Origin of the sequence: Pseudomonas sp. P97.38 (genome assembly GCF_001269745.1) — a bacterium.
In the GTDB taxonomy this organism is placed as follows: Bacteria; Pseudomonadota; Gammaproteobacteria; order Pseudomonadales; family Pseudomonadaceae; genus Aquipseudomonas; species Aquipseudomonas chlororaphis_E.
Genome location: NZ_LHVJ01000003.1, coordinates 34,520 through 57,803, shown reverse-complemented (window position 1 = coordinate 57,803; position 23,284 = coordinate 34,520). Strand labels below are relative to the sequence as shown.

At 62.5% G+C, this 23,284-nt stretch carries 18 protein-coding genes; 4 read left to right on the top strand and 14 right to left on the bottom strand.

Annotation, left to right across the window (positions count from 1 at the left end):
* Positions 1 to 128: 128 nt before the first annotated feature.
* From AD664_RS00305 to aceK, 8 genes are all read right to left on the bottom strand, one after another.
* Entirely contained in the window at positions 129 to 1,253 is a 1,125-nt protein-coding gene (locus AD664_RS00305; RefSeq protein WP_053143613.1) for a GNAT family N-acetyltransferase, read from the bottom strand.
* Between the two features lie 134 nt (positions 1,254 to 1,387).
* A complete protein-coding gene (locus tag AD664_RS00300) occupies positions 1,388 to 2,464 on the bottom strand; it encodes an RHS repeat-associated core domain-containing protein (protein WP_256206977.1) in 1,077 nt (358 codons plus the stop codon).
* 192 nt (positions 2,465 to 2,656) lie between these two features.
* Positions 2,657 to 3,967 (bottom strand): OprO/OprP family phosphate-selective porin, encoded by a 1,311-nt coding sequence (locus AD664_RS00295; RefSeq protein ID WP_053143609.1) that lies wholly within the window; start codon positions 3,965 to 3,967, stop codon positions 2,657 to 2,659.
* A gap of 287 nt (positions 3,968 to 4,254) precedes the next feature.
* Positions 4,255 to 4,491 (bottom strand): anti-sigma factor, encoded by a 237-nt coding sequence (locus AD664_RS00290; protein ID WP_053143607.1) that lies wholly within the window; start codon positions 4,489 to 4,491, stop codon positions 4,255 to 4,257.
* Complete coding sequence (locus AD664_RS00285) at positions 4,485 to 5,096, bottom strand: RNA polymerase sigma factor (protein WP_047739221.1); 612 nt, start codon at positions 5,094 to 5,096, stop codon at positions 4,485 to 4,487. Before AD664_RS00285 ends, AD664_RS00290 begins: the two co-directional genes overlap by 7 nt.
* A 169-nt stretch (positions 5,097 to 5,265) precedes the next feature.
* Complete coding sequence (locus AD664_RS00280) at positions 5,266 to 6,387, bottom strand: beta-ketoacyl-ACP synthase III (protein WP_053143605.1); 1,122 nt, start codon at positions 6,385 to 6,387, stop codon at positions 5,266 to 5,268.
* Between the two features lie 323 nt (positions 6,388 to 6,710).
* Positions 6,711 to 10,622 (bottom strand): ATP-dependent RNA helicase HrpA, encoded by a 3,912-nt coding sequence (gene hrpA / locus AD664_RS00275; protein WP_053143603.1) that lies wholly within the window; start codon positions 10,620 to 10,622, stop codon positions 6,711 to 6,713.
* A gap of 112 nt (positions 10,623 to 10,734) precedes the next feature.
* On the bottom strand, positions 10,735 to 12,444 hold the full coding sequence (gene aceK / locus AD664_RS00270) for a bifunctional isocitrate dehydrogenase kinase/phosphatase (protein WP_053143601.1): 1,710 nt from the start codon (positions 12,442 to 12,444) through the stop codon (positions 10,735 to 10,737).
* Between the two features lie 130 nt (positions 12,445 to 12,574).
* Here aceK and AD664_RS00265 point away from each other — a divergent pair, with 130 nt between their 5' ends.
* Entirely contained in the window at positions 12,575 to 13,477 is a 903-nt protein-coding gene (locus AD664_RS00265) for a DMT family transporter (protein WP_053143599.1), read from the top strand.
* 97 nt (positions 13,478 to 13,574) lie between these two features.
* Here the strand turns inward: AD664_RS00265 and AD664_RS00260 are convergent, their stop codons facing one another.
* Positions 13,575 to 14,513, bottom strand: coding sequence for an aspartyl/asparaginyl beta-hydroxylase domain-containing protein (locus AD664_RS00260; RefSeq protein WP_053143597.1), 939 nt, complete (start codon positions 14,511 to 14,513; stop codon positions 13,575 to 13,577).
* A gap of 332 nt (positions 14,514 to 14,845) precedes the next feature.
* The gene (cysK, locus tag AD664_RS00255; protein ID WP_042731656.1) at positions 14,846 to 15,820 is read right to left on the bottom strand and encodes a cysteine synthase A; all 975 of its coding nucleotides are present in this window, start codon (positions 15,818 to 15,820) and stop codon (positions 14,846 to 14,848) included.
* A gap of 130 nt (positions 15,821 to 15,950) precedes the next feature.
* Here cysK and AD664_RS00250 point away from each other — a divergent pair, with 130 nt between their 5' ends.
* The 3 genes from AD664_RS00250 to AD664_RS00240 all read left to right on the top strand — a co-directional run bounded on the left by AD664_RS00250 (position 15,951) and on the right by AD664_RS00240 (position 19,254).
* Positions 15,951 to 17,027, top strand: coding sequence for a DUF748 domain-containing protein (locus tag AD664_RS00250; RefSeq protein ID WP_053143595.1), 1,077 nt, complete (start codon positions 15,951 to 15,953; stop codon positions 17,025 to 17,027).
* A gap of 168 nt (positions 17,028 to 17,195) precedes the next feature.
* The gene (locus AD664_RS00245) at positions 17,196 to 18,041 is read left to right on the top strand and encodes a MoxR family ATPase (protein ID WP_053143593.1); all 846 of its coding nucleotides are present in this window, start codon (positions 17,196 to 17,198) and stop codon (positions 18,039 to 18,041) included.
* A gap of 34 nt (positions 18,042 to 18,075) precedes the next feature.
* Complete coding sequence (locus tag AD664_RS00240) at positions 18,076 to 19,254, top strand: VWA domain-containing protein (protein ID WP_042731659.1); 1,179 nt, start codon at positions 18,076 to 18,078, stop codon at positions 19,252 to 19,254.
* 117 nt (positions 19,255 to 19,371) lie between these two features.
* On the opposite strand, the gene AD664_RS00235 is transcribed toward AD664_RS00240, so the two are convergent.
* From AD664_RS00235 to AD664_RS00220, 4 genes are all read right to left on the bottom strand, one after another.
* The gene (locus tag AD664_RS00235) at positions 19,372 to 20,292 is read right to left on the bottom strand and encodes a biotin-dependent carboxyltransferase family protein (protein ID WP_053143592.1); all 921 of its coding nucleotides are present in this window, start codon (positions 20,290 to 20,292) and stop codon (positions 19,372 to 19,374) included.
* Entirely contained in the window at positions 20,289 to 20,993 is a 705-nt protein-coding gene (gene pxpB / locus AD664_RS00230; protein ID WP_053143590.1) for a 5-oxoprolinase subunit PxpB, read from the bottom strand. The genes AD664_RS00235 and pxpB overlap by 4 nt, the downstream gene beginning before the upstream one ends.
* Complete coding sequence (locus tag AD664_RS00225; RefSeq protein WP_053143588.1) at positions 20,990 to 21,742, bottom strand: 5-oxoprolinase subunit PxpA; 753 nt, start codon at positions 21,740 to 21,742, stop codon at positions 20,990 to 20,992. Before AD664_RS00225 ends, pxpB begins: the two co-directional genes overlap by 4 nt.
* A 61-nt stretch (positions 21,743 to 21,803) precedes the next feature.
* Positions 21,804 to 23,090: an MFS transporter gene (locus tag AD664_RS00220; RefSeq protein ID WP_053143586.1), complete on the bottom strand. Its 1,287-nt coding sequence runs from the start codon at positions 23,088 to 23,090 to the stop codon at positions 21,804 to 21,806.
* Positions 23,091 to 23,284 lie beyond the last annotated feature (194 nt).

Sequence of the window (23,284 nt, the reverse complement as noted above, 5' to 3'; positions counted from 1 at the left end):
GGGGTGCGAAGCGCCCCCCTGAGATTTGAGCCTTAACGCATGAGTTGAAGGTCAGTTGATTGGGGCTGCTGCACAGCCCAGCGGGAGCAAGCTCCCTCGCCACGGGATTCGGTGTCAGTCAGCAGATATCAGCACTGTCGATACGGCAGTGCAGTCCTGGCCTCCTCGGCGTAGGCCAAAACCCCTTCCTGCTCGCGCGCCAGGAAGTCCGCCACCGCCGCCTTCAACCCCGGATGGCGCAAGTAATGCCACGACCGGGTGATCACCGGCTCGAACCCACGTATCAATTTGTGCTCGCCCTGGGCACCGGCATCGAAGCGTTGCAAGCCGTGGGCAATCGCATAATCCATGCCCTGGTAGAAGCAGGTCTCGAAGTGCAAGCGATCGTATTCCGCCAGGCAACCCCAGTAACGTCCATAGAAGCTGTCACCGCCCACCAGACTGAAGGCCATCGCCACCGGCCGTGAGCCTTGCTTGGCCAGCACCACGCGAATGGCCTCGGGCATGCGTTCGGCCAGCAGGCTGAAGAACGCCCGCGTCAGGTACGGCGCCTGCCGACGCACCGCGTAGGTGTTGGCGTAACAGGCGTAGACGAAATCCCACTGCGCCTCGTTCAGTTGATGGCCATCGAGCCATTCGAACTCGATGCCCTGCCCCGCCACCTGCTCGCGCTCCTTGCGCATCTGCTTGCGCTTGCGGGAACTGAGCGCATCGAGAAAGTCCTGGAAGTCCCGGTAACCGCGATTCTGCCAATGGTACTGGCAGCCAATCCGCTGCAACCAACCCTCCTGCCCGGCCAGCGCGGTGTCGGTAAATTCATCGGTAAAGTTGACGTGGGCGCTGGACAGCCCCTCGACCTCCAGATACCCCGGCACGCTGCCCAACAACTCCAAACCATCCTCGACCCGCGCCGCCAGCAAGCGCGGACCGCCGACGGGACTGAACGGCACGGCCGTCAGCAGCTTCGGATAGTAATCAATCCCGGCCCGGGCACACGCGTCGGCCCAGCTGTGGTCGAACACGTACTCACCGTAGGAATGCCACTTGCGGTAACTGGGCAAGGCGGCCAGCAACTGTCCGTCCTCGATGTGCAACAAATGCTCCGGCTGCCAGCCGGATTGCGGGCCGAGGCTGGCGCTGTCTTCCAGGGAACTCAGGAAGGCGTGGCGCAGGAACGGTTGATGGTCGGGCACCATCGCGTCCCATTCCTGGGACGCAATGGTGGAGAGAGTGTCCAGTACGTGAAGCGGCATGCGGGTCCTCGATAGCCGGACGATGGATGGAGCGAGTATCGCCTATCTGGACCTGGTGAGACGAGGAGCAAAGTAGTTTTTGAGTTCATGGGCGATGGGCGATGGGCGTGAATTCCCATTGCTACTCCATTCGATCAATCACCGTCAGGCTGATAACCTAAGTGCCGCTTCCTTACGTTTGGCTCACGCGGCCGTGCAGCTCTGACTTCCTTAATTTGGACTTCTAGGTTCGCCCGAACTCTACCTCTATTCGCAAGAGCTCTGATTGCCATTCTAGAATCGTAATCCTCGGCGACTCTCTTGATTGTCGCAGCGCCCTCCCTAGTGATACCGATTTTCCCTTCGTTTTTTTTGGCGTACTCGTGAGCCGTAGTGGCTAATATCGCATCATCTTTCAATGTCTCGAAATCCGAAGCATTGCGCTGCCCTGCTTTCTCCGCATCATCCCAAAACAAAAGCGCTCGTTTTCTCAAACGAGAAATATGTTTCTTTTCAATCGGATACAACGTTGTCGGATGAGACTTCGAATTTCTAGAAAGTATCTTCGGCAATTTTTCATAACCAGGCGTAGCGGTGGTGACCCTTGGAGATCCAATCGTGTTCCTGAAACCTCTCAGCAACCATCCCCACGGACTATGCCCCGTCGGATCCACGTTATTTATCGGATCCCCCACGCAATACATATACGCATTCAAGCCCCCCTTGCCAAACGGGCTCAAGTTGTCCGGACTGTGAAACCGCATCAACAACGGGTTGAAGACTCGGTAGCCGTTGCCCAGCAGATACCAACCGGTTTGTGTTTCACGTCGTTCGCCGTTGTAGCCCAAATGACAGTTCACCGAGGCGCTCTGCGTACGATGGCCGTACGCCGAATAAGCGATGCTTTTGACAGCACCCTGGCTGATCTCACTCAACACGCTGTTCTTGTCATCGCCCGCCAACAGCATGGCCCCTGAACCACTGCCGGTCCGGTGCTCGGCAAGTACGACACCCTCGGCGCGGATGAAAGTGCTGTTGATGTTCCCGTTGGTTTCATTCGCCAGTTCATCGCTTCGGTAGAAACGTTGCTCTCTACCGGCGGAGGTTGTTCGACCAATCAAGTTGTCCAGCGCGTCATAGTAAAAGCCGTCAGTCGTTTCGTTGCGTGAAACCCCGGAGTCGCCGATCGGGCCATTGGACCCTGGCTGCCCTACTTTATCTGAACCCGCCATGTCGTTCTCCGCATCTGCCATTGCGTCTGAACGAAGTAAGCACGTTTTCCGGAAACCGCGAAACTGTCAGGGTTTACAGGTGCATGCCCGTACAGTGCCTGCGGAAAAATGGATAAAAAAAACCCCGCCAGAGGCGGGGTCGAAAAAGGAGCTTTAACGGATGAAGAAAGAGCTCTGTATCAAGTGCGCGACTTAGAACACGTACTGGGCACGGACCACGAAACCATCGCCGTCGTCGTCGCCGTTGACGTTGGTGACTTTGTCGGTCTTGGCCTTGATGTAGGCGGCGGAGATTTTCACCGCTTCGTTGGCGTACCAGTTCACGCCCAGGTTGTGCACCTTGGCTTCGGCATCGCCGACGTCGCGGGTGGCGCTGGCGGTGGTGATGTTGTCGTCTTCGACGGTCATGCTGTCGTAGCGATAGAACACTTCCCAGGCGCCGATGGATTTGTTCTGAGGCTTGATGGCGTCGAACTTGCCCACTTTATAGCCGCGCGATTCACCGGTGAGGGTGTAGGCGCCCTGAACGTAGAAGCCATGGCCCTTGAGGTCTTCGAAGCCGTCGGCATCAGCCTTGGTCTTGCGGGTGATGTACTCACCCTGGATCGACGCAGGCCCCATGGCGAAGGCGGCTTCCAGGCCGAACGCGGTGTCGCGGTCGTAGGAGCCGGCCGGCGAGTTGTTGGCGCCGCCCAGTACCGGACGGTTACCGTTAGGGCCGGCATCATTGCCGCCGAGGGTTTCTACGCCACGCACGCCCAGGCGAGAGCGATAGCGTGCATCGAACACGGTGTCGGAGACATCGCGCGAGGCCACGTTCACACCGAAGTGCAACACGTTGCCAGCCTCGTGCATCGGGGCGAACACGAAGCGACCGTTGACTTGCTTGACGCTGTCGCCGTCGGTGTCGTCGGTGTCCTTGCTGAACACACCGGCCGAGGCATAGAACGAATCGGCGAAGGTGCTGGACGCTTGCAGGCCCAGGCCGTTCTGGTGGCTGTTGGCCCAGTCGATCAGGTCGTAGGCAGCGTTACGCTCAGGCGCGGTGACCCACTTGGAGCTGGTGGCTTTTTCCAGGCCGAAGTCGGGGTCGAAACGACCGACCTTGATCGACACTGGCTTGAAGCCGTTGTAGGCCAGGGACGCTTCGTCGAAGTAGCCGTTGTCCGAGTCGCCGCTGTTGTGGGACATGTCGTAGTTGATGGTGTAGGCCCAGTCCGTGTACAGCACGCCGGACAGTTCCAGGAACGCGCGACGGATGTAAGCGGCATCGGCCGATTTGCCGTTGTCGGTGTAGATACCGTCGAACTGGCTGTAGTCAGCCTGCAAACGACCGCCGAGCTTGAAGCTGAACTCTTTGTCAGTGGTAGCGACCTCAAGGCCGCCCTTGGTCTTGACCACGATATCGGCGCCATCGGTGGTGACGGTGCCGGCGAAAGCCTGGGCGGTTACTGCCATTGCCAGTGCGCTGGCGGCAAAACCTGCGAAGTGCTTACGGATCATCGAAGAATTCCCCTAGTTGGTAGTCTATGCGTTAGAAAACACGCGGAACTGGGCCCGCTGGTGTTGGGAGGGGATCTTGGCGGCAGGTTGTGTCAGGCGAGTTGCTATCACATAAAGATTTTATGACAGCGGAACTTTTTACTTCGAAAGGGAATAACCAGAGGCGACGCAGCCCACTGTGGGAGCGGGCTTGCCCGCGAAAGCGGTGTGCCAGTCGACATGGATATCGAATGTGCCACCGTATTCGCGAGCAAGCCCGCTCCCACAAATTGCGCGGTTGGCGGATTTTAGTGGCTGGATCGACGACGTTCGGCCGCAAGTTTTTCGGCGAGGTGGTCGAGATCGGGCACCGGCGATTCAGGGAGTTTTCTCAGGGTCGCCTGCATCAGGCGCATCTGGCGGATGAAGCGCCGGCAGTTGGGGCAGAACATCAGGTGATGGCGCACCATCAGGCGTTCGCGAAAGCTCAGTTGCCCATCGAGGTAATCGCTGGAGCGCGCCACTTGTTCCTTGCAGGTCAGCATTCGCCGGTTTCCTCGAAATGTTCCACGGTCGCGAAGACCTTCAGCCGGGCGCGATGCAACAGCACACGGACGTTGGAGAGCGAGATGTCGAGAAGATTACAGATTTCTTCCAGCTCCAGGCCCTGACGCTCACGCAGGGTCAGCACACTGCCCTGCAGCTCCGACAGGCTGAGCAAGGTGTGCTCCAGGCAATCGCGCAGCTCGCTTTCCGTGAGCAGGGCTTCGGGGGTGTCCTGGTGCCAGGCGAACGGTGCCAGCAACCAATGCCCGTCGGCGGCGAAGCGTTCGTCGCCCAGGGTGCCGTGGGGCGCCGGCAGATCGTCGAGCAGCACTTCCCGCCGGTTCTGCTTGTAGCGACCCTTGGCGGCATTGGCGGTGATGGTCAGCAGCCAGGTCTTGAGGCTGGACCGCCCCTGGAAACCGCTGAGATTGCGCACCACCGACAACCAGGCGTCCTGCACCACTTCGTCGGCGTGGCGGTTGCCGACGATGGCATAGGCGACCGCGCGCATCGGGCCCTGGTAGGTACTGACCAGTTCCTTGTAGGCCCGCTGCTCGCCGGCCAGCAGGCGCTGGAGCAGCTGGGTGTCATCGGTGACCGTCATTCAAACGCCCCATTCTGCAGGAAGCCCGACGCTGCTTTTTGTGGCAAGGGAGCTTGCTCCCGCTGGGCTGCGAAGCAGCCCCCAGATCTTGCGGTCGCTGCGCAACCGAGCGGGAGCAAGCTCCCTCGCCACAGAAGCTCCACTTGCCACAGAGGAAGCCCGGACAGGATCAACGCTTGCGCAGAATCACACTGCCAATCGAATAGCCGGCGCCAAACGAGCTGAGAACGGCCACGGTGCCCGCCGGCAGGTCATCCTGGTACAGGTGGAAGGCAATGACCGAACCCGCCGAACTGGTGTTGGCGTAGCGGTCGAGGATCACCGGGGCTTCTTCTTCGGTGGCTTCGCGTCCCAGCAGCTTGCGCACGATCAGCTGGTTCATGCTCAGGTTGGCCTGGTGTAGCCAAAAACGCTTCACCTGGCCGACGTCCAGTTGGTTCTCATCCAGGTGGGCGCCGATCAGTTCGGCCACCATCGGGCAGACGTCGCGGAACACCTTGCGGCCTTCCTGGACGAACAGTTTGTCCCGGCTGCCGACACCCTCTTCGGCGGCGCGGTTGAGGAAGCCGAAATTGTTGCGGATGTTGTTGGAGAATTTGGTCAGCAGCTTGGTGCTGACCACGTCGAACTGGTGCGCCGAGGTGGCCTGGTCGGCGCGTTCGATGATCACGGCGGTGGCCGCGTCGCCGAAGATGAAGTGGCTGTCGCGGTCACGGAAGTTCAGGTGCCCGGTGCACACTTCCGGGTTGACCATCAGGATCGCCCGGGCCTGGCCCAGTTGCACGCTGTTGGCGGCCGCCTGGATGCCGAACGTTGCCGAGGAGCAGGCCACGTTCATGTCGAAGCCGAAACCCTCGATGCCCAGCGCTTCCTGAACCTCGATGGCGATGGCCGGGTACGGCCGCTGCAGGTTGGAACAGGCGACGATCACGCCGTCGATGTCGGCAGCGCTGCGGCCGGCGCGCTCCAGGGCTTGCCTGGCGGCACCGACCGCCATTTCGCAGAGCACCGACCACTCGTCGTTGGAGCGCTCGGGCAGGCGCGGGGTCATGCGTTGCGGGTCGAGGATGCCGTCCTTGTCCATGACAAAGCGGCTCTTGATACCGGAGGCCTTTTCGATGAACGCGGCATTGGATTCGGTCAGCGCCTCCACTTCACCGCGCTCGATGGCCTCGGCGTTGTCGGCGTTGAATTGGGCGACATAGGTATTGAAAGAGTGCACCAGTTCTTCGTTGGAGATGCTGTTGGCCGGGGTGTACAGGCCGGTGCCGCTGATGACGACGTTATGCATGGGCGTGTCTCTGATCTGTTCAGGCAGAAAGCATTGGCACCGACGTACCAATACACAAAGGGACTTTTCCCATCCGGGGAAGCAGCCCTGGCAGCGCTTTATTCCGATCCGCCCGAGGGATTGAAGCTCAAAAACCACGGGACCGGCATTTATAGGCGCGAAGTTTGCCATAAACCCTGGGGTTTGGCGTCACTCCCATGAGCTATGGCACATCTTCCTGTGGGAGCGGGCTTGCTCGCGAAAGCGGTGTGTCAGTCGACACGAGTGTTGAATGTGCCACCGCATTCGCGGGCAAGCCCGCTCCCACAAGGGTTAGGCGCAGGTCACGGCTCCACCTGGCTCCATTGCTTGCCCAGGCGTTTGTCGGAAATCGGCACCTTGGTGCCCAACTGCTGGGCGAACAGCGACACCCGGTATTCCTCCAGCCACCAGCGGTACAACTCCAGTTGCGGGTCGCGCTTGCCTTCCTGGGCATGTTTGTCGGCACGGGCCTGGTATTGGGCCCAGAGGTTCGACAGCTCGCCGCTCCAGACCCGGTCCTTTTGCACCTGGCCGCCGAGCTTCTCGAAGCGCTGCTCGATGGCCCTGAGGTAGCGCGGCAGTTCCTTGAGCCATTGATGCGGGGTTTCGCGCACGAAGCCCGGGTACACCAGGTGGCCGAGCTGCTGCTTGATGTCGTTCAGGGCCACGGCCTGGGCCAGGTCGATCTTGCCCTTGAAGCGCTTTTGCAGGGCGTGCCAGAGCTTGAGGATGTCCAGGGTCAGCTTCGCCAGACGCTCGGCGTGCTCGGTCCACCCGCCGCGCTTGCGCTCGGCCAGGGAGGCGAGCGCGGCGCCGTCGCGGGGCAGACTCGCTTCGCCTTCCAGCACGCAACTGTCGAGGCTCGCCAGCAGGATGTCTTCGACCAGGCTGTCGATGCGCCCCAGCTCGCGATACAGCAGGCCCAGCTCGGTCAGCCCCGGCAGCTTGCCGCGCAGGAACTTGGCGGACTCGGCCAGTTGTTGCATCAACAGGCGCTGCAAGGCGCGGCGGTGCTGGAACTCGGCTTCGGCCGGTGTCGGGAAGCGCCCTTCCTTGACCACGCCGCCCTCTTCCACCAGCGCCGGGTAGACCGTCATCGACAGCCCGGCGATCTTCTGTTGGGTTTTCTCGGCCACCGGCGCAAAGACTTTCGCCTCCACCGGCGCCTGGCTTTTCGCCGTTTGCGGCACCGCCAATGCGGCCTGGCTGGCCTCGGCAAAACGCGCCGTCAGTTCGGCCAGGTCGCGGCCTTCGCCGAGGAACTTGCCCTGGCCGTCGACGATTTCCAGGTTCATGCGCAGATGACTTTCGACTTGCTGCGCCGCTTCGGCCCAGGCTTCATCGCTGACCCGTGCGCCGGTCATGCGCAGCAGTTCACGGCCCAGGGCCTGGGGCAGCGAACCCTCGGCGAAGGTGATGCGTTGCAGCGCGGCCTTGACGAAGTCCGGCACCGGCACGAAGTTCTTGCGCAGGGCCTTGGGCAGATTGCGCACCAAGGCGATGCACTTGGTCTCGATCATCCCCGGCACCAGCCACTCCAGGCGCTCCGGCGGCAACATCGGCAACAGCGGCGCCGGTACGCGCAAGGTCACGCCATCGCGGGGGTGGTTGGGCTCGAAGTGGTAGCTCAACGGCAAGGTCAGGTCGCCGACGCGCAAGGTGTCCGGGTAGTACGCGGCGGTGACCTCGCTGGCCTCGCGAGCCAGTACGTCTTCTTCGCGCATGATCAGCAGTTGCGGGTCTTTCTGGCTGTTGATCCGGTACCAACTGTCGAACGTCGCGGTCTGGTGGATCTCCGCTGGCAAGCGAGCGTCGTAGAAACCGAACAGCGTTTCTTCATCCGCCAGGATGTCGCGACGACGGGCCTTGGCCTCCAGCTCGTCGAGTTGCTCCAGCAGCCTGGTATTGGCCCCCAGGCACTTGGCCCGGGACTGGATCTCGCCACGCACCAGCGCTTCGCGGATGAACAGTTCGCGGGAGACCACCGGGTCCACCGGCCCGTAGTGCACCGGCCGACGACCGACCACGATCAGCCCGAACAGGGTGATCTGCTCGTACGCCACCACCTGCCCGCGCTTCTTCTCCCAATGGGGTTCGAAATGGTTCTTCTTGATCAGGTGCCCGGCCAACGGCTCGATCCAGTCCGGCTCGATCTTGGCGACCATGCGCGCATACAGCTTGGTGGTTTCCACCAGCTCGGCGGTCATCAGCCACTGCGGGCGTTTCTTGCCCAGGCCGGATGACGGGTGGACCCAGAACCGCCGTTGGCGGGCCCCCAGGTAGTCGCCGTCCTCGGTCTTCTGGCCAATCTGGCTGAGCAGGCCCGAGAGCACCGCCTTGTGCAGTTTCGGATAGTCGGCCGGCTCTTTGTTGAGGCTCAACTGCAGGTCGCGACAGATCAGGCTCAACTGCCGATGGGCGTCACGCCACTCGCGCAGGCGCAAGTAATTGAGGAAATTCTTGCGGCACCAGTTGCGCAGCGGACTGGACGTCAACGCCTGGCGCTGCTCTTCGAAACCGCGCCACAGGTTGACCAGCCCGGCGAAATCCGAGTCGGTGTCTTTCCACTGGGCGTGGGCCTGGTCGGCGGCCTGCTGGCGCTCAGGCGGACGCTCGCGCGGGTCCTGGACCGACATGGCACTGGCCACGATCAGCACCTCCTGCAGGCTGCCCAGCTTCGCCGCCTCCAGCAGCATGCGACCCATGCGCGGGTCTACCGGCAGGCGGGCCAACTGGCGGCCCAGCGCCGTGAGCTGGCCGTTGCGGTCCACCGCCGACAGCTCTTGCAGCAGGTTGAAACCGTCGCTGATGGCCTTGCCGTCCGGCGGCTCGATGAACGGGAAATCGGTGATCTCGCCCAGGCGCAGGTGCAGCATCTGCAGGATCACCGCCGCCAGGTTGGTACGCAGGATCTCGGGGTCGGTGAATTCCGGCCGGCCAAGGAAATCCTCTTCGCTGTACAGCCGCACGCAAATCCCCGGCTCGACCCGGCCGCAACGGCCCTTGCGCTGGTTGGCGCTGGCCTGGGAAATGGCTTCGATGGGCAGGCGCTGGACCTTGGCCCGGTAGCTGTAGCGGCTGATGCGCGCGGTACCGCTATCGATCACGTAGCGGATGCCCGGCACGGTCAGCGAGGTTTCGGCAACGTTGGTCGCCAGCACCACGCGCCGCCCCGGATGGGATTGGAAAATCCGCTGCTGTTCGGCCGGCGACAAGCGCGCATACAACGGCAGGATCTCGGTGTGCTTGAGCTGGGCCTTGCGCAGCATCTCCGCGGCATCGCGAATCTCGCGCTCGCCCGGCAGGAACACCAGCACGTCGCCCGGACTGCGGCGCTCGCTGCGCTCATGAGCGGCAATTTCATCGAGGGTGGCGAGGATCGCCTGGTCGACGGTCAGGTCGTCTTCGACCCGGTTGCCTTCTTCGTCCTGCTCCAGGGTCAGCGGCCGATACCAGGTCTCCACCGGGAAGGTACGACCGGAGACCTCCACGATCGGCGCATCGTCGAAGTGCTTGGAGAAGCGCTCAAGATCGATGGTCGCCGAGGTGATGATGACTTTCAGGTCCGGACGGCGCGGCAGCAGGGTCTTGAGATAACCCAGCAGGAAATCGATGTTCAGGCTGCGTTCGTGGGCCTCGTCGACGATGATCGTGTCGTAGCGTTCGAGGTAGCGATCGTTCTGGGTCTCGGCCAGCAGGATGCCGTCGGTCATCAGCTTGATCAGGGTGTTGGCGTCGCTCTGGTCCTCGAACCGCACCTGGTAGCCCACCAGCGCGCCCAACGGCGTCGCCAGTTCCTCGGCGACCCGGCTGGCAACGCTGCGAGCGGCGATACGGCGCGGCTGGGTGTGGCCGATCAGGCCATGCTGGCCGCGACCGATTTCCAGGCAGATCTTTGGCAACTGGGTGGTTTTGCCCGAGCCGGTTTCGCCCGCGATGATCAGAACCTGATGCTTGAGCAACGCGTCCTTGATTTCATCGCGCTTGGCCGCGATCGGCAGATTGTCGTCGTAGCGAATCACCGGCAGGCTGGCCTTGCGCGCCAGCACCTGGTCACACGATGCCTGCATGCGCGCCACCCACTGGGCCAGCTTGGCCTCGTCGGGTTTCTTGCGCAGCTCGAGCAACTGGCGCCGCAACCGGTGACGGTCGGCGAGCATGGCGTGGTCGAGGTTCTTCAGCAGCTTGTCGATAGCGGGGGCTTGGTCAGTCATCAGGTACGCAAGGGGAAAAAAGAGCAGCGGCAAGTTTCAAGCTGCAAGCTGCAAGTTGCAAGCCGCGTTGACCGGAAACTCAAAACTTACCGCTTGAAGCTTGAAGCTGCTTCTATCCCTTGCGCCGATACGGGAACACATCGATCACCTTCCCCGCCCGAATCGCCTCTTGCAGGCCTTTCCAGTAGTCGGCGTTGTACAGCTCGCCGTGCAATTGGTCGAACAGCTTGCGCTGGCCCGCGTCGGCGAACAGGAACGGCGGGAATTCCTCGGGGAACACGTCCAGCGGCCCGATGGAATACCAGGGCTCGGAGGCCATCTCGTCTTCCGGCGTGCGGGGCTGGGGGATGTGGCGGAAGTTGGCTTCGGTGAGGAAGCAGATCTCATCGTAGTCGTAGAACACCACGCGGCAGTGGCGGGTCACGCCGAAGTTCTTGAGCAACATGTCACCGGGAAATATGTTCGCCGCCGCCAGTTGCTTGATCGCCAGGCCGTAGTCTTCCAGCGCCTCGCGCACCTGGGCTTCGCTGGCGTTTTCCAGGTAGAGGTTCAACGGCGTCATGCGCCGCTCGGTCCAGCAATGGCGAATCAGCACGGTATCGCCCTCCACCGACACCGTGGACGGTGCCACGTCGAGCAGTTCTTCCAGGCAGGCCGGCTCGAACTTGCTCAGCGGGAAGCGGAAGTCGGCGAACTCCTGGGTATCGGCCATGCGCCCAACCCGATCGACACTTTTCACCAGGCGATACTTCTCGATCACCGTGGCCCGGTCGACGTTTTTCGACGGCGAGAAACGGTCCTTGATGATTTTGAACACAGTGTTGAAGCCCGGCAGGGTGAACACGCTCATGACCATGCCGCGTACCCCCGGCGCCATGATGAACTGGTCGTCGGTGTTCGCCAGGTGGTTGATCAGCGCCCGGTAGAATTCGGACTTACCGTGCTTGTAGAAACCGATGGAGGTGTACAGCTCGGCAATGTGCTTGCCCGGCAGGATGCGCTTGAGAAAGCCGATGAATTCCGCCGGCACCGGTACGTCCACCATGAAGTACGAACGGGTGAACGAGAAGATGATCGACACCTGCGCCTCGTCGGTGATTAGCGCGTCGATCTGGATGCCCCGGCCTTCGCGGTGCAACAGCGGGATCACCAGGGGCCATTGGTCGTCCTGGGTGTAGATCCGGCCCACCAGGTAGGCGCCCTTGTTGCGGTACAGCACTGAGGAAAACAACTCCACCGTCAGTTCCGGGTCCTTGCAGACCCAGTCCGGCAGGTTCTCGCGCAGTTGGGCTTCGAGGCGCTGCAGGTCGCCCGGCAGGTCGGCGTAGTCCTCGCTGAAGCGGTAGTCGGCGAAGATGTTCGCCAGCATCCGGTCGAGCTGGCCCTGGGGCTTGTAGGTACGCGTCTGGGCGGCCCGGGCCCGGCGCAGGCTGGGCCGGGTGGTGTGGATGAACATGGTGCCGTCGCTGATCAGGTCGTGGCTGAACAGCCCGCAGAAGATCGAGTTGTACCAGGTTTCCGACAGTTCATCGTCGAAACGCAGGTCGATCAGGCTGATGTAGGCGCTCTTGACCAGCGGCCAGCAGCCCACGTCCATCAACGCCTCGGCTTCGAAGGCCTTGCGCAGCCGCGCCACGGTTTCAAAGACTTTTTCTTCATACAGATTGATCCGCGCCGCCGACGCCGCTTGCGCCTCCAGCCACTGGGCCTGCTCGAACCGGGCGCGGGCGCCGTCGGTAATCTGCCGGAAATGCTCGCGATAATCGTCGAAGCCTTCGAGGATCGAACGGGCGATATCGGTGGCGGGCCATGGTTGCGGCATAGGGTGAACCTCGGCGGGTCAGGCTTGTTATTGGCGACTGAGCTTAGAGGCCAATCGCGCGCCAGCGCAACCATTGCCATCGGTATCCGGGGCAGCGACACTTGTCGCCCGATTCTGCCAGGAAAGCCCCGTGAACCTCGTCGATACCCTGCGTTTGCTGTCACTGGCCGCCATCTGGGGGGCCAGCTTCCTGTTCATGCGCATTATCGCCCCCGTCATTGGCACGATCCCCACTGCATTTTTTCGCGTGTCCATCGCCTTCGTCGGCCTGCTGGTCATCCTGACGCTGATGCGTATCGACTTTGATTTTCGCGGCAAGCTCAAAGTGGTGATGGTGCTGGGCCTGATCAACTCGGGCATCCCGGCCACGTTCTACTCGCTGGCGGCCCAGGTGTTGCCCGCCGGCTACTCGGCCATCTTCAACGCCACCACGCCGTTGATGGGCGTGCTGATCGGCGGCCTGTTCTTCAGCGAAAAGCTCACCGTGGCCAAGGTCAGCGGGGTGTTCCTGGGCTTGTTCGGGGTGGGTATCCTGACCGGCGCCGGGCCGGTGGCCTTCGACCTGCAACTGCTGATGGGCGCCCTCGCCTGCCTGCTGGCGACCACCTGCTATGGCTTTGCCGGCTTCCTCACCCGTCGCTGGCTCGATCATCAAGGAGGGTTGGACAGCCGCCTCGCCGCGCTGGGCAGCATGTTCGGCGCCACGGTGTTCTTGCTGCCGCTGTTCGGCTACACCGCCATCAGCCAGCCCCCGGCCAGCTGGGGCGGCTGGAGCGTCTGGTCGTCGCTGCTGGGGTTGGGCCTGGTGTGCACGGCACTGGCGTACATTCTGTACTTCCGGCTGCTCAGTTCCATCGGCCCGGTCAAGTCCATGACCGTGACCTTCCTGATCCCGCCGTTCGGCGTGTTGTGGGGGGCGTTGCTGCTGGATGAGCCGCTGGGCATGGCGCATCTGTATGGCGGGGTGCTGATTGCGGCGGCGTTGTGGCTGGTGTTGAAGCCAGGGGTGACGAAGCCTGTTGAGGTAGAGTGAGGCAGTGGCGAGGGCTTTGCTCCCGCCGGGCACGAAGCGGCCCTCGTTTTCTGGGGCGGCTGCGCCACTCAGCGGGAGCAAGCTCCCTCGCCACGGCTCAGCCGAACAGCCAGTAGCCCAGGGCCGCCAGCACCACCACCGCCAACACGGGGCGCATCACCCGGTAGGCCTTGGGATGCTTGCGCTTCCACTGCTTGACCTGGCCGCTGAAGCCGTCGCTGAACCGCTTGCTCCAGGCGTAAGCCTGGTTGATCCCGCCGACGCGTTCGTCGTCGAGGTTCTGCGGTGCGGTGGCGCGACCGAGGAAGGCGCTGATGGCGCGGTTGAGACGGGTCATCAGCCGGCTTTTCAGCGGGCGTTCGACGTCGCAGAACAGGATCACCCGGGTTTGCGGCGTTTCGTTCTTGACCCAGTGCACGTAGGTCTCATCGAACATGACGTCTTCGCCATCGCGCCAGGCATAGACCTGGCCGTCGACAAAGATCCGGCAGTCGTCGGAATTGGGCGTGGACAGCCCCAGGTGATAGCGCAGGGAACCGGCGAACGGGTCCCGGTGAGGGTTCAGATGGCTGCCGCCCGGCAGCAGGGCAAACATTGCGCCCTTCACGTTGGGAATGGCGCTGACCAGCTCGACGGTTTTCGGGCACAGCAGTTCGGCAGACGGCAGCGGTTTGTCGTACCACTTGAGGTAGAAGCGCTTCCAGCCTTTCTTGAAGAACGACCCGAAGCCGGCATCGTTGTTCTTTTCCGCGGCCCGGATATAGCCTTCGTCGAACAGGTGCATGGCCTCGTCACGAATGACGTGCCAGTTGTCCTTGAGCACATCCAGCTCGGGAAATTTGCTGCGGTCCAGGTAGGGCTTGGAGGGCACGCCGGAAAACAGGTACATCAAGGCGTTGTAGGGGGCGAACAAGGCCGAGTGATTGACGAACTGGCGCAATACCGGCAAACGCGCGCGACCGCGCAAGTGCACATACAGCGTGCTGCCCAGAAACAGCAGCAATACCGAGGCCTTGGCGACAAACGAAACGGTCATTGTAAAACTCCTTGTCCAAAACGACTTGCGCAACGCCATCAGCCCGGCGCGACGGCCGGCCATGGTATAGAGCCTTGCCCGGGGAAGAAACCGCCCCAGGCAACATTCACTGTTGAGAATGACGCAACAATGCCCTTCTTAACACGCATGAGCTGAACGTTGGCTGATGCCAATGTTCAGCTCATGCCTTTTCACCACTTTGCACGGCCCACTTTTGTGGCGAGGGAGCTTGCTCCCGCTCGACTGCGAAGCAGGCGCCTGCTTTACAAAAGGGGCGCTTCGCACCCCAGCGGGGGCAAGCTCCCTCGCCACGACAGCCGTATCGAACGCCGTTACTGCTGGATCTCCTGCTCGGTGAACAAATCACTGAACAACATGCTCGACAGATAGCGCTCGCCCGAATCCGGCAGGATCACCACCAGGGTCTTGCCCTGCATTTCCGGTTTTTCCGCCAGGCGCACGGCCACGGCCATCGCCGCGCCGCAAGAGATGCCACAGAGAATGCCCTCCTCCTGCATCAGGCGCAAAGCCATGGCCTTGGACTCTTCGTCGGTGACCCGCTCGACCTGGTCGACGATCGACAGGTCAAGGTTCTTCGGCACGAAGCCGGCACCGATCCCCTGGATCTTGTGGGGGCTGGGCTTGATCTCCTGCCCCGCCATCGCCTGGGTAATCACCGGCGAGGTTTCGGGTTCGACCGCCACCGACAGGATCGGCTTGCCACACGTGTTCTTGATATACCGTGAAACGCCGGTGATGGTTCCCCCGGTGCCTACCCCCGCGACCAGCACATCCACCGCGCCATCGGTGTCGTTCCAGATTTCCGGGCCGGTGGTTTTTTCGTGGATCGCCGGGTTCGCCGGGTTTTCGAACTGCTGCGGCATGAAATAGCGGGAAGGGTCGCTGGCGAGGATCTCGGCGGCCTTCTCGATGGCGCCTTTCATGCCCTTGGCCGGCTCGGTGAGCACCAGTTCCGCGCCCAGGGCCTTGAGCACCTTGCGCCGCTCGACGCTCATGGACGCCGGCATGGTCAGCATCAGCTTGTAGCCACGGGCGGCGGCGACGAACGCCAGACCGATACCGGTGTTGCCCGAGGTCGGTTCGATGATGGTCATGCCCGGCTTGAGCCTGCCGGTGCTTTCGGCGTCCCAGATCATGTTCGCGCCGATCCGGCACTTGACCGAATAACCCGGGTTGCGCCCCTCGATCTTGGCCAGGATGGTCACGCCACGCGGCGCGATGCGGTTGATCTGCACCAGCGGCGTATTGCCAATGGAATGGGCGTTGTCGACGAATATGCGGCTCATGACCGGTCCTTGAGGCTGCGGATAGTTAAGCGCCTTAAGGTAAGCCTGTTGCCCATGGGCGTCCAGTTGCACCGAACGTTCACGCGGCGACAACGGTCAATGGCTTTAACAACGCTGGAGAATGACTGACATGAAGCGTCGATACAGCTGGCCACTGTGGGGACTCGCCGCCCTCGTCGTGCTGCTGGTGGCCTTGCACTTCACCTTGCCTTATCTGGTTCGCAACTACCTGAACGACAAGTTGGCGAACATGGGCGATTATCGCGGCCAGGTCACCGACGTCGACCTGGCGTGGTGGCGCGGGGCCTATCGGATCAACGGCCTGAAAATCATCAAGGTCGACGGCAAGGTCCCGGTGCCTTTCGTCGATGCACCGCTGGTCGACTTGTCCGTCAGTTGGCATTCGCTGTGGTATGACCATGCAGTGGTGGCCGAGGCGGAGTTCGCCCGGCCCGAAGTGAACTTCGTCGACGGCGGTGGCAACCGACAGAACTCCCAGACCGGTCAGGGCACCAACTGGCGCGAACAACTGAGCAAACTGCTGCCCATCACCTTCAACGAAGTGCGGATCAGGGACGGCCAGGTGACCTTTCGCAACTTCAACTCCAAGCCGCCCGTCAACCTGCGGGCCACCGACGTCAATGCCAGCTTCTATAACCTGACCAACGTGGTCGACACCGAAGGCAAGCGTGACGCGCGTTTCGAGGGCAAGGCGCTGGTGGCCGAACACGCGCCCCTGGAAGTGCTGGCCACCTTCGACCCACTGAGCAATTTCGAGGATTTCGATTTCCGCCTGCGGGCCACGAACATCGAACTCAAGCGCCTCAACGACTTCGCCGCGGCCTATGGCAAGTTCGACTTCAACGCCGGCCACGGCGACCTGGTGATCGAAGCGCAGGCGACCAACGCCCAGCTCAGTGGCTACATCAAGCCGCTGCTGCGCGATGTAGACGTCTTCGATTGGCAGCAGGACGTGGAAAACGAGAAAAAGAACATTTTCCGCTCGGTCTGGGAAGCACTGGTCGGCGCGGGTGAAACGGCACTGAAGAACCAGCGCAAGAACCAGTTCGCCACCCGGGTCGAACTCAGCGGCAATGTCCATCAACAGAACATCAGCGCCTTCGAAGCCTTCCTGCAGATATTGCGCAACGGCTTCGTCCAGGCCTTCAACGCCCGCTATGAACGGCCACCGCCGTCCAAAGGCTAGGCGCATCAAACCTGTGGCGAGACCGGGTCAACATGTGACGCTCCATTCAGAGACTGAATACAGCGTCTGCGTTCACAGTCGGCGGGACGTCGCGTTATAGTCGGGCACGACATTTATTTTCGCGCGCCCCGCCTCGCCGGGCCGACGACACGTTCGAGGAATCCGCAGATGAAGTTCGAAGGCACCAGCGCCTACGTGGCCACCGATGACCTGAAGCTGGCCGTGAACGCCGCCATCACCCTGGAGCGGCCGTTGCTGGTCAAGGGCGAACCGGGCACCGGCAAAACCATGCTGGCCGAGCAACTGGCTGAGTCCTTCGGCGCCCGCCTGATCACCTGGCACATCAAGTCCACCACCAAGGCCCACCAAGGCCTGTACGAGTACGACGCGGTCAGCCGCCTGCGGGACTCGCAATTGGGCGTGGACAAGGTCCATGACGTGCGCAACTACCTGAAGAAAGGCAAGCTCTGGGAAGCGTTCGAGTCCGAGGAACGGGTCATCCTGCTGATCGACGAGATCGACAAGGCCGACATCGAGTTCCCCAACGACCTGCTGCAAGAACTCGACAAGATGGAGTTCTACGTCTACGAGACCGACGAAACCATCAAGGCCAAGCAGCGGCCGATCATCATCATTACCTCCAATAACGAAAAGGAGCTGCCGGACGCCTTCCTGCGCCGCTGCTTCTTCCACTACATCGCCTTCCCGGACCGCGCGACGCTGCAAAAAATCGTCGATGTGCATTACCCGGACATCAAGAAAGACCTGGTCAGCGAAGCGCTGGACGTGTTCTTCGACGTGCGCAAGGTGCCGGGCCTCAAGAAAAAGCCCTCCACCTCCGAGCTGGTGGACTGGCTCAAGCTGTTGATGGCCGACAACATCGGTGAAGCGGTCCTGCGCGAGCGCGATCCGACCAAGGCCATCCCGCCGCTGGCCGGTGCCCTGGTCAAGAACGAACAGGACGTGCAGCTGCTTGAGCGCCTGGCGTTCATGAGCCGTCGCGGCACGCGTTGAGCCCTCTTCGTCAACAAGCGCGAGGGCAACTGCCATGCTGCTGAACCTGTTCAATGAGATGCGCGCCGCCAAGGTGCCCGTGTCGGTGCGTGAACTGCTGGACCTGATCAATGCGCTGAAACAGCGGGTGATCTTCGCCGACATGGACGAGTTCTATTACCTGTCCCGGGCGATCCTGGTGAAGGACGAACGGCATTTCGACAAGTTCGACCGGGCCTTCGCCGCTTACTTCAATGGCCTGGAAAAACTCGACGATCATCTCCAGGCGCTGATCCCCGAAGACTGGTTGCGCAAGGAGTTCGAGCGCTCGCTGACCGATGAAGAACGGGCGCAGATCCAGTCCCTCGGTGGCCTCGACAAGCTGATCGAGGAATTCAAGAAGCGCCTGGAAGAACAGAAGGAACGCCATGCCGGCGGCAACAAGTGGATCGGCACCGGCGGCACCAGCCCGTTCGGCTCCGGGGGTTTCAATCCCGAAGGCATCCGTGTCGGCGACGCCGGCAAGCGCCAGGGCAAGGCCGTGAAGGTCTGGGACCAACGCGAGTACAAGAACCTCGACGACCAGGTGGAACTGGGCACCCGCAACATCAAGATCGCCCTGCGCCGCCTGCGCAAGTTTGCCCGCCAGGGCGCGGCCGAAGAGCTGGACATCGACGGCACCATCGACCATACCGCCCGGGATGCCGGCCTGTTGAACATCCAGATGCGGCCGGAGCGGCGCAACACCGTCAAGCTGCTGTTGCTGTTCGACATCGGCGGTTCGATGGATGCCCACGTGAAGATCTGCGAAGAGCTGTTCTCGGCCTGCAAGACCGAGTTCAAGCACCTGGAGTACTTCTACTTCCACAACTTCGTGTACGAATCGGTGTGGAAGAACAACCTGCGCCGCACCTCCGAACGCACCTCCACCCAGGACCTGCTGCACAAGTACGGCGCCGACTACAAAGTGATCTTCATCGGCGACGCCGCCATGGCGCCCTATGAAATCACCCAGCCGGGCGGCAGCGTCGAGCACTGGAACGAAGAAGCGGGCTACGTGTGGATGCAGCGCTTCATGGAGAAGTACAAGAAACTCATCTGGATCAACCCCTACCCCAAGGACACCTGGGGCTACACCGCCTCCACCAACATCGTGCGGGAACTGGTGGAGGACCGGATGTATCCGCTGACCCTGCGAGGGTTGGAGGAAGGGATGCGGTTTCTTTCCAAGTGATCGTTGGTGCCCTTTAGGGCCTCATCGTCGGATCGCCGCCCGAAGCAAGCTCGCTCCCACACTGGATCTTCGTCACACATGAGATCCCCTGTGGGAGCGAGCTTGCTCGCGATGCTTTTAGCGGTCGAGAAAACCGCGCAAGCACTCCACCTGCTGCCGATGCGCCACCTCCTGCACCACCGGCCGCAACCGCACCTGCGCCCCCGGCAGGCATTGCGCCAACCGGGCCAGGGCCAGCGGGGTCAAGGCGCCCAGGCGCGGGTAGCCACCGATGGTTTGCCGGTCGTTGAGCAACACGATGGGCTGGCCGTCCGGCGGCACCTGCACGGCCCCCAGGGGAATGCCTTCGGAAATCATCGGCGGGCCCTGGTATTCCAGCGGCGTTCCCAGCAGGCGAATGCCCATGCGATCGGCGCGGCTGTCCAGCGTCCAGGGCGTGTTGAACGCATCGAACAGGCTGCGGCCACTGAACGCCCCGTTCTGCGCCCCCAGGATCAGCTCCAGCGGCTGAGCCTGCTGGAAATCCGGGATCAACCGGCCCGGCATCGGCCGAGGCGTGGCCGTCCCCCCATAACTCAAGCGCTCGCCGCGAGCCAACGCCCGCCCCTGCCCATCCAAACCGCCGAGCGCTTCGCGCACCACCGTTGCCCGGCTGCCCAACACCGCCGGGGCTTCGAAGCCGCCAGGGGCCGCCAGGTAGGCCCGAGCCCCCAGCACGGGCTGGGTGAGCGCCAGGGATTGGCCTTTGCGCAGGCTGAAATAACGCCAAGGCGCCACGGCCTGGCCGTCCACCCGGGCGCCCAGGTCGGCCCCGGCCAACGCCAGCACGCAGTCGTCCTCGGCCACCAGCGTGAAGCCGCCAAGGGTGACTTCCACCACCGCCGCGTCCAGGGCATTGCCCAGCATCCAGTTGGCCCAGGCCATCGACAGCCAATCCGCCGCACCGCCCTGGGTCACGCCCAGGTGGCGGACGCCAAAGCGGCCGGCGTCCTGCAACAGGCACAGCGGGGTGCTGGCCTGGATCAATAAGCGGCTCATGCCTGGGCCTCCTGGGGTGTGTCATCGCCGCCCAAGCGGATGAACTCGGCGTGGTCCACGGCGACAAAACGCACCGTGTCGCCGGGTTGCATCAGGCTGTAGCCGTCACGTTCACGGTCGAACAGTTTGGCCGGGGTGCGGCCGATCAGGTTCCAGCCGCCAGGCGACACCAGCGGGTACGCCGCGGTCTGGCGCTCGGCAATCCCGACGCTGCCTGCGGCCACCCGCTTGCGCGGCGTGTCCAGGCGCGGCGCGGCGAGCGCTTCATCCACCAACCCCATGAAGGCAAACCCCGGAGCGAAGCCCAGGGCGAACACCTGGTATTCGTGTTCGCTGTGGCGACGGATCACCTGCTCCACGCTCAACCCGCTACGACCCGACAACAGCAGCAGTTCCGGTCCGACGCTCAGGTCGTACCACACCGGCAGCACATGGCAGCGGCCAGCCGAGCGAGCATCGGGCGACAAATGGTTCAGCGCCTCGCTGACCAGCGTCCGGGCTTGCGCCGGGCTCAAGGCCAGCAGGTCGTAATGCACCATCAGCGTGGTGTAGGACGGCACCAGGTCAATCAGGTCGGCGGCGAACACCGCGCGCAGGCGCTCGCTGGCGGCGAGCATCCACGGCATGTTGTCTTCGGCGATTTCATCGAACAGGCGCACCATCAGGCAGTCCACCGCGACCACTTCCACACGTGGCTTCATGACGCACGCTGCCGGTCCAGCGCTTCGCGGATGCGTTGCACGGCGGCCACGGAGCTGGCGTTGTCGCCGTGCACGCACAAGGTATTGGCGTGCAGGACCAACGCGCTGCCATCGCTGGCGGCCAAGGCATCGCCACGGGCAATGGTCAGGGCCTGGGCAATGATGACCTCGGGATCGTGATGCACTGCCCCCGGCGCCTGCCGCGACACCAGGCGGCCAGCGCTGTCGTAGGCACGGTCGGCGAAGGCTTCGAACCACAACGTCAGGCCATATTCGTCACCCAGGGCCTGGGCGGCGCTGTTATCCCGGGTCGCCATGAGCATCAGCGGCAGGTCCGGGTCATAGTGGGCCACCGCCTCGATCACCGCGCGCAACTGCGCCGGGTTGGCCATCATGTCGTTGTACATCGCGCCGTGCGGCTTGACGTAGCTGACCCGTCCACCCTGGGCCCGGCAGATGCCGTCGAGGGCGCCGATCTGGTAGTGCAACAGGTCCTGCAGTTCCTGGGCAGCGTAGGCCATGGAGCGGCGGCCGAAGCCGGCCAGGTCCTGATAGGCCGGGTGCGCGCCGATCTGCACGCCGTTGGCCAGGGCCAGGCTGACGGTCTTGCGCATGATGCTCGGGTCGCCGGCGTGAAAGCCGCAGGCGATGTTGGCGCAATCGATGAAGGGCATCACTTCGGCGTCTAGACCCATGGTCCAACTGCCGAAGCTTTCGCCGATGTCACAATTCAATAGCAGGCGGTTCACGCTGAACGCTCCTGTAGGTACTTTCTTCTGACCCTGGGGGCACACACCCCCAGGTTACTCGTTACTCGGCTTCCAGTTGCTTGCCTTGGGTTTCCGGCAGGCTCAGGGCCGCCAGGATCACCACGCCGTAGGACACGGCCGCAAACGCACCGATCCCGACGCTCAACGGCACCCGCTGGCTCAGCAGGCCGATCAGCAGCGGGAACAATGCCGCCACCGCCCGACCAATGTTGTAGCAAAAACCCTGGCCCGAGCCCCGGATACGTGTAGGGAACAGCTCGGTGAGGAACGAGCCCATGCCGCTGAACATCCCGGAGGCAAAGAAGCCCAGGGGAAAGCCCAGCCAGAGCATCACGTTATTGCTCACCGGCACCTGGGTGTACAGCAGCACAATGGTGAACGAGCCGACGGCGAACAGGACGAAATTTTTCTTGCGCCCCAGAATGTCCGACAAGTATGCGCTGATGACGTAACCCACGTAGGAACCGACGATCACCATCGCCAGGTAGCCACCGGTGCCCAGCACGCTCAAGCCGCGCTCGTTCTTCAGGAACGTCGGCAGCCAGGACGTGATCGCATAGTAGCCACCCAGGGCGCCGGTGGTCAGCAGCGAAGCGCGGATCGTGGTGAAGAGGATGCCGGGGGCGAAAATCTCGTAGAACCTGGCGTTATTGCCAGACGCCAGGCGGGCCTTGGTCTGGTTGTAGACCTCCGGGTCCTTGACCAGCCGACGGACGAAAATCACGAACACCGCTGGCACGATGCCAAGGATGAACAGCGCGCGCCAGGCGTCTTCCGGCGCCAGCACCGAGAACAGCAGCGCGTACAGAATCGCCGTCATGCCCCAACCCAGCGCCCATCCCGACTGCACCATGCCCACCGCCTTGCCACGGTCCTTGGCGCGAATCACCTCGCCCATCAACACCGCACCAGCGGTCCACTCGCCGCCGAAGCCGAAGCCCATCAGCGTACGGGCGATCAACAATTGTTCGTAGTTCTGGGCAAAGCCGCAGAGGAAGGTGAAGAACGCGAACCACAGCACGGTCAGTTGCAGGGTACGGACCCGGCCGATGCGGTCCGAGAGAATGCCCGCCACCCAGCCGCCCAGTGCCGAGGCGATCAGGGTGCTGGTGTGGATCAGCCCCGCCTGGCCGGTGGTGATGCCCCACATCGCGATGAGCGTCGGCACCACGAAACTGAGCATCTGCGTGTCCATGCCGTCCAAGGCGTAGCCGATCTTGCAACTCCAGAATGTGCGACGTTCCTGTTGGTTGATGTTGCGATACCAATCGAACGGGCCGGAACGAGCCTTGGACTCGGGGACGCCGAGCGTGTCGGGTGCACTCATGGTGGTTCTCCACGGTTTTATTGTTTTAAGCCTCGACGCTGCAAACGTCGGGATCGGGTGCCGTGATTCTTGAGCGCAGGCGCCGGCGCGTCCAACTAATAAAACCTCGGACGGGTCATAAGAAAAAGTTGATTGGATAGACGCAGGGATTGGCGCAGCCACGACGGCAAGGGGTGGCTGTACACAGTATCTGT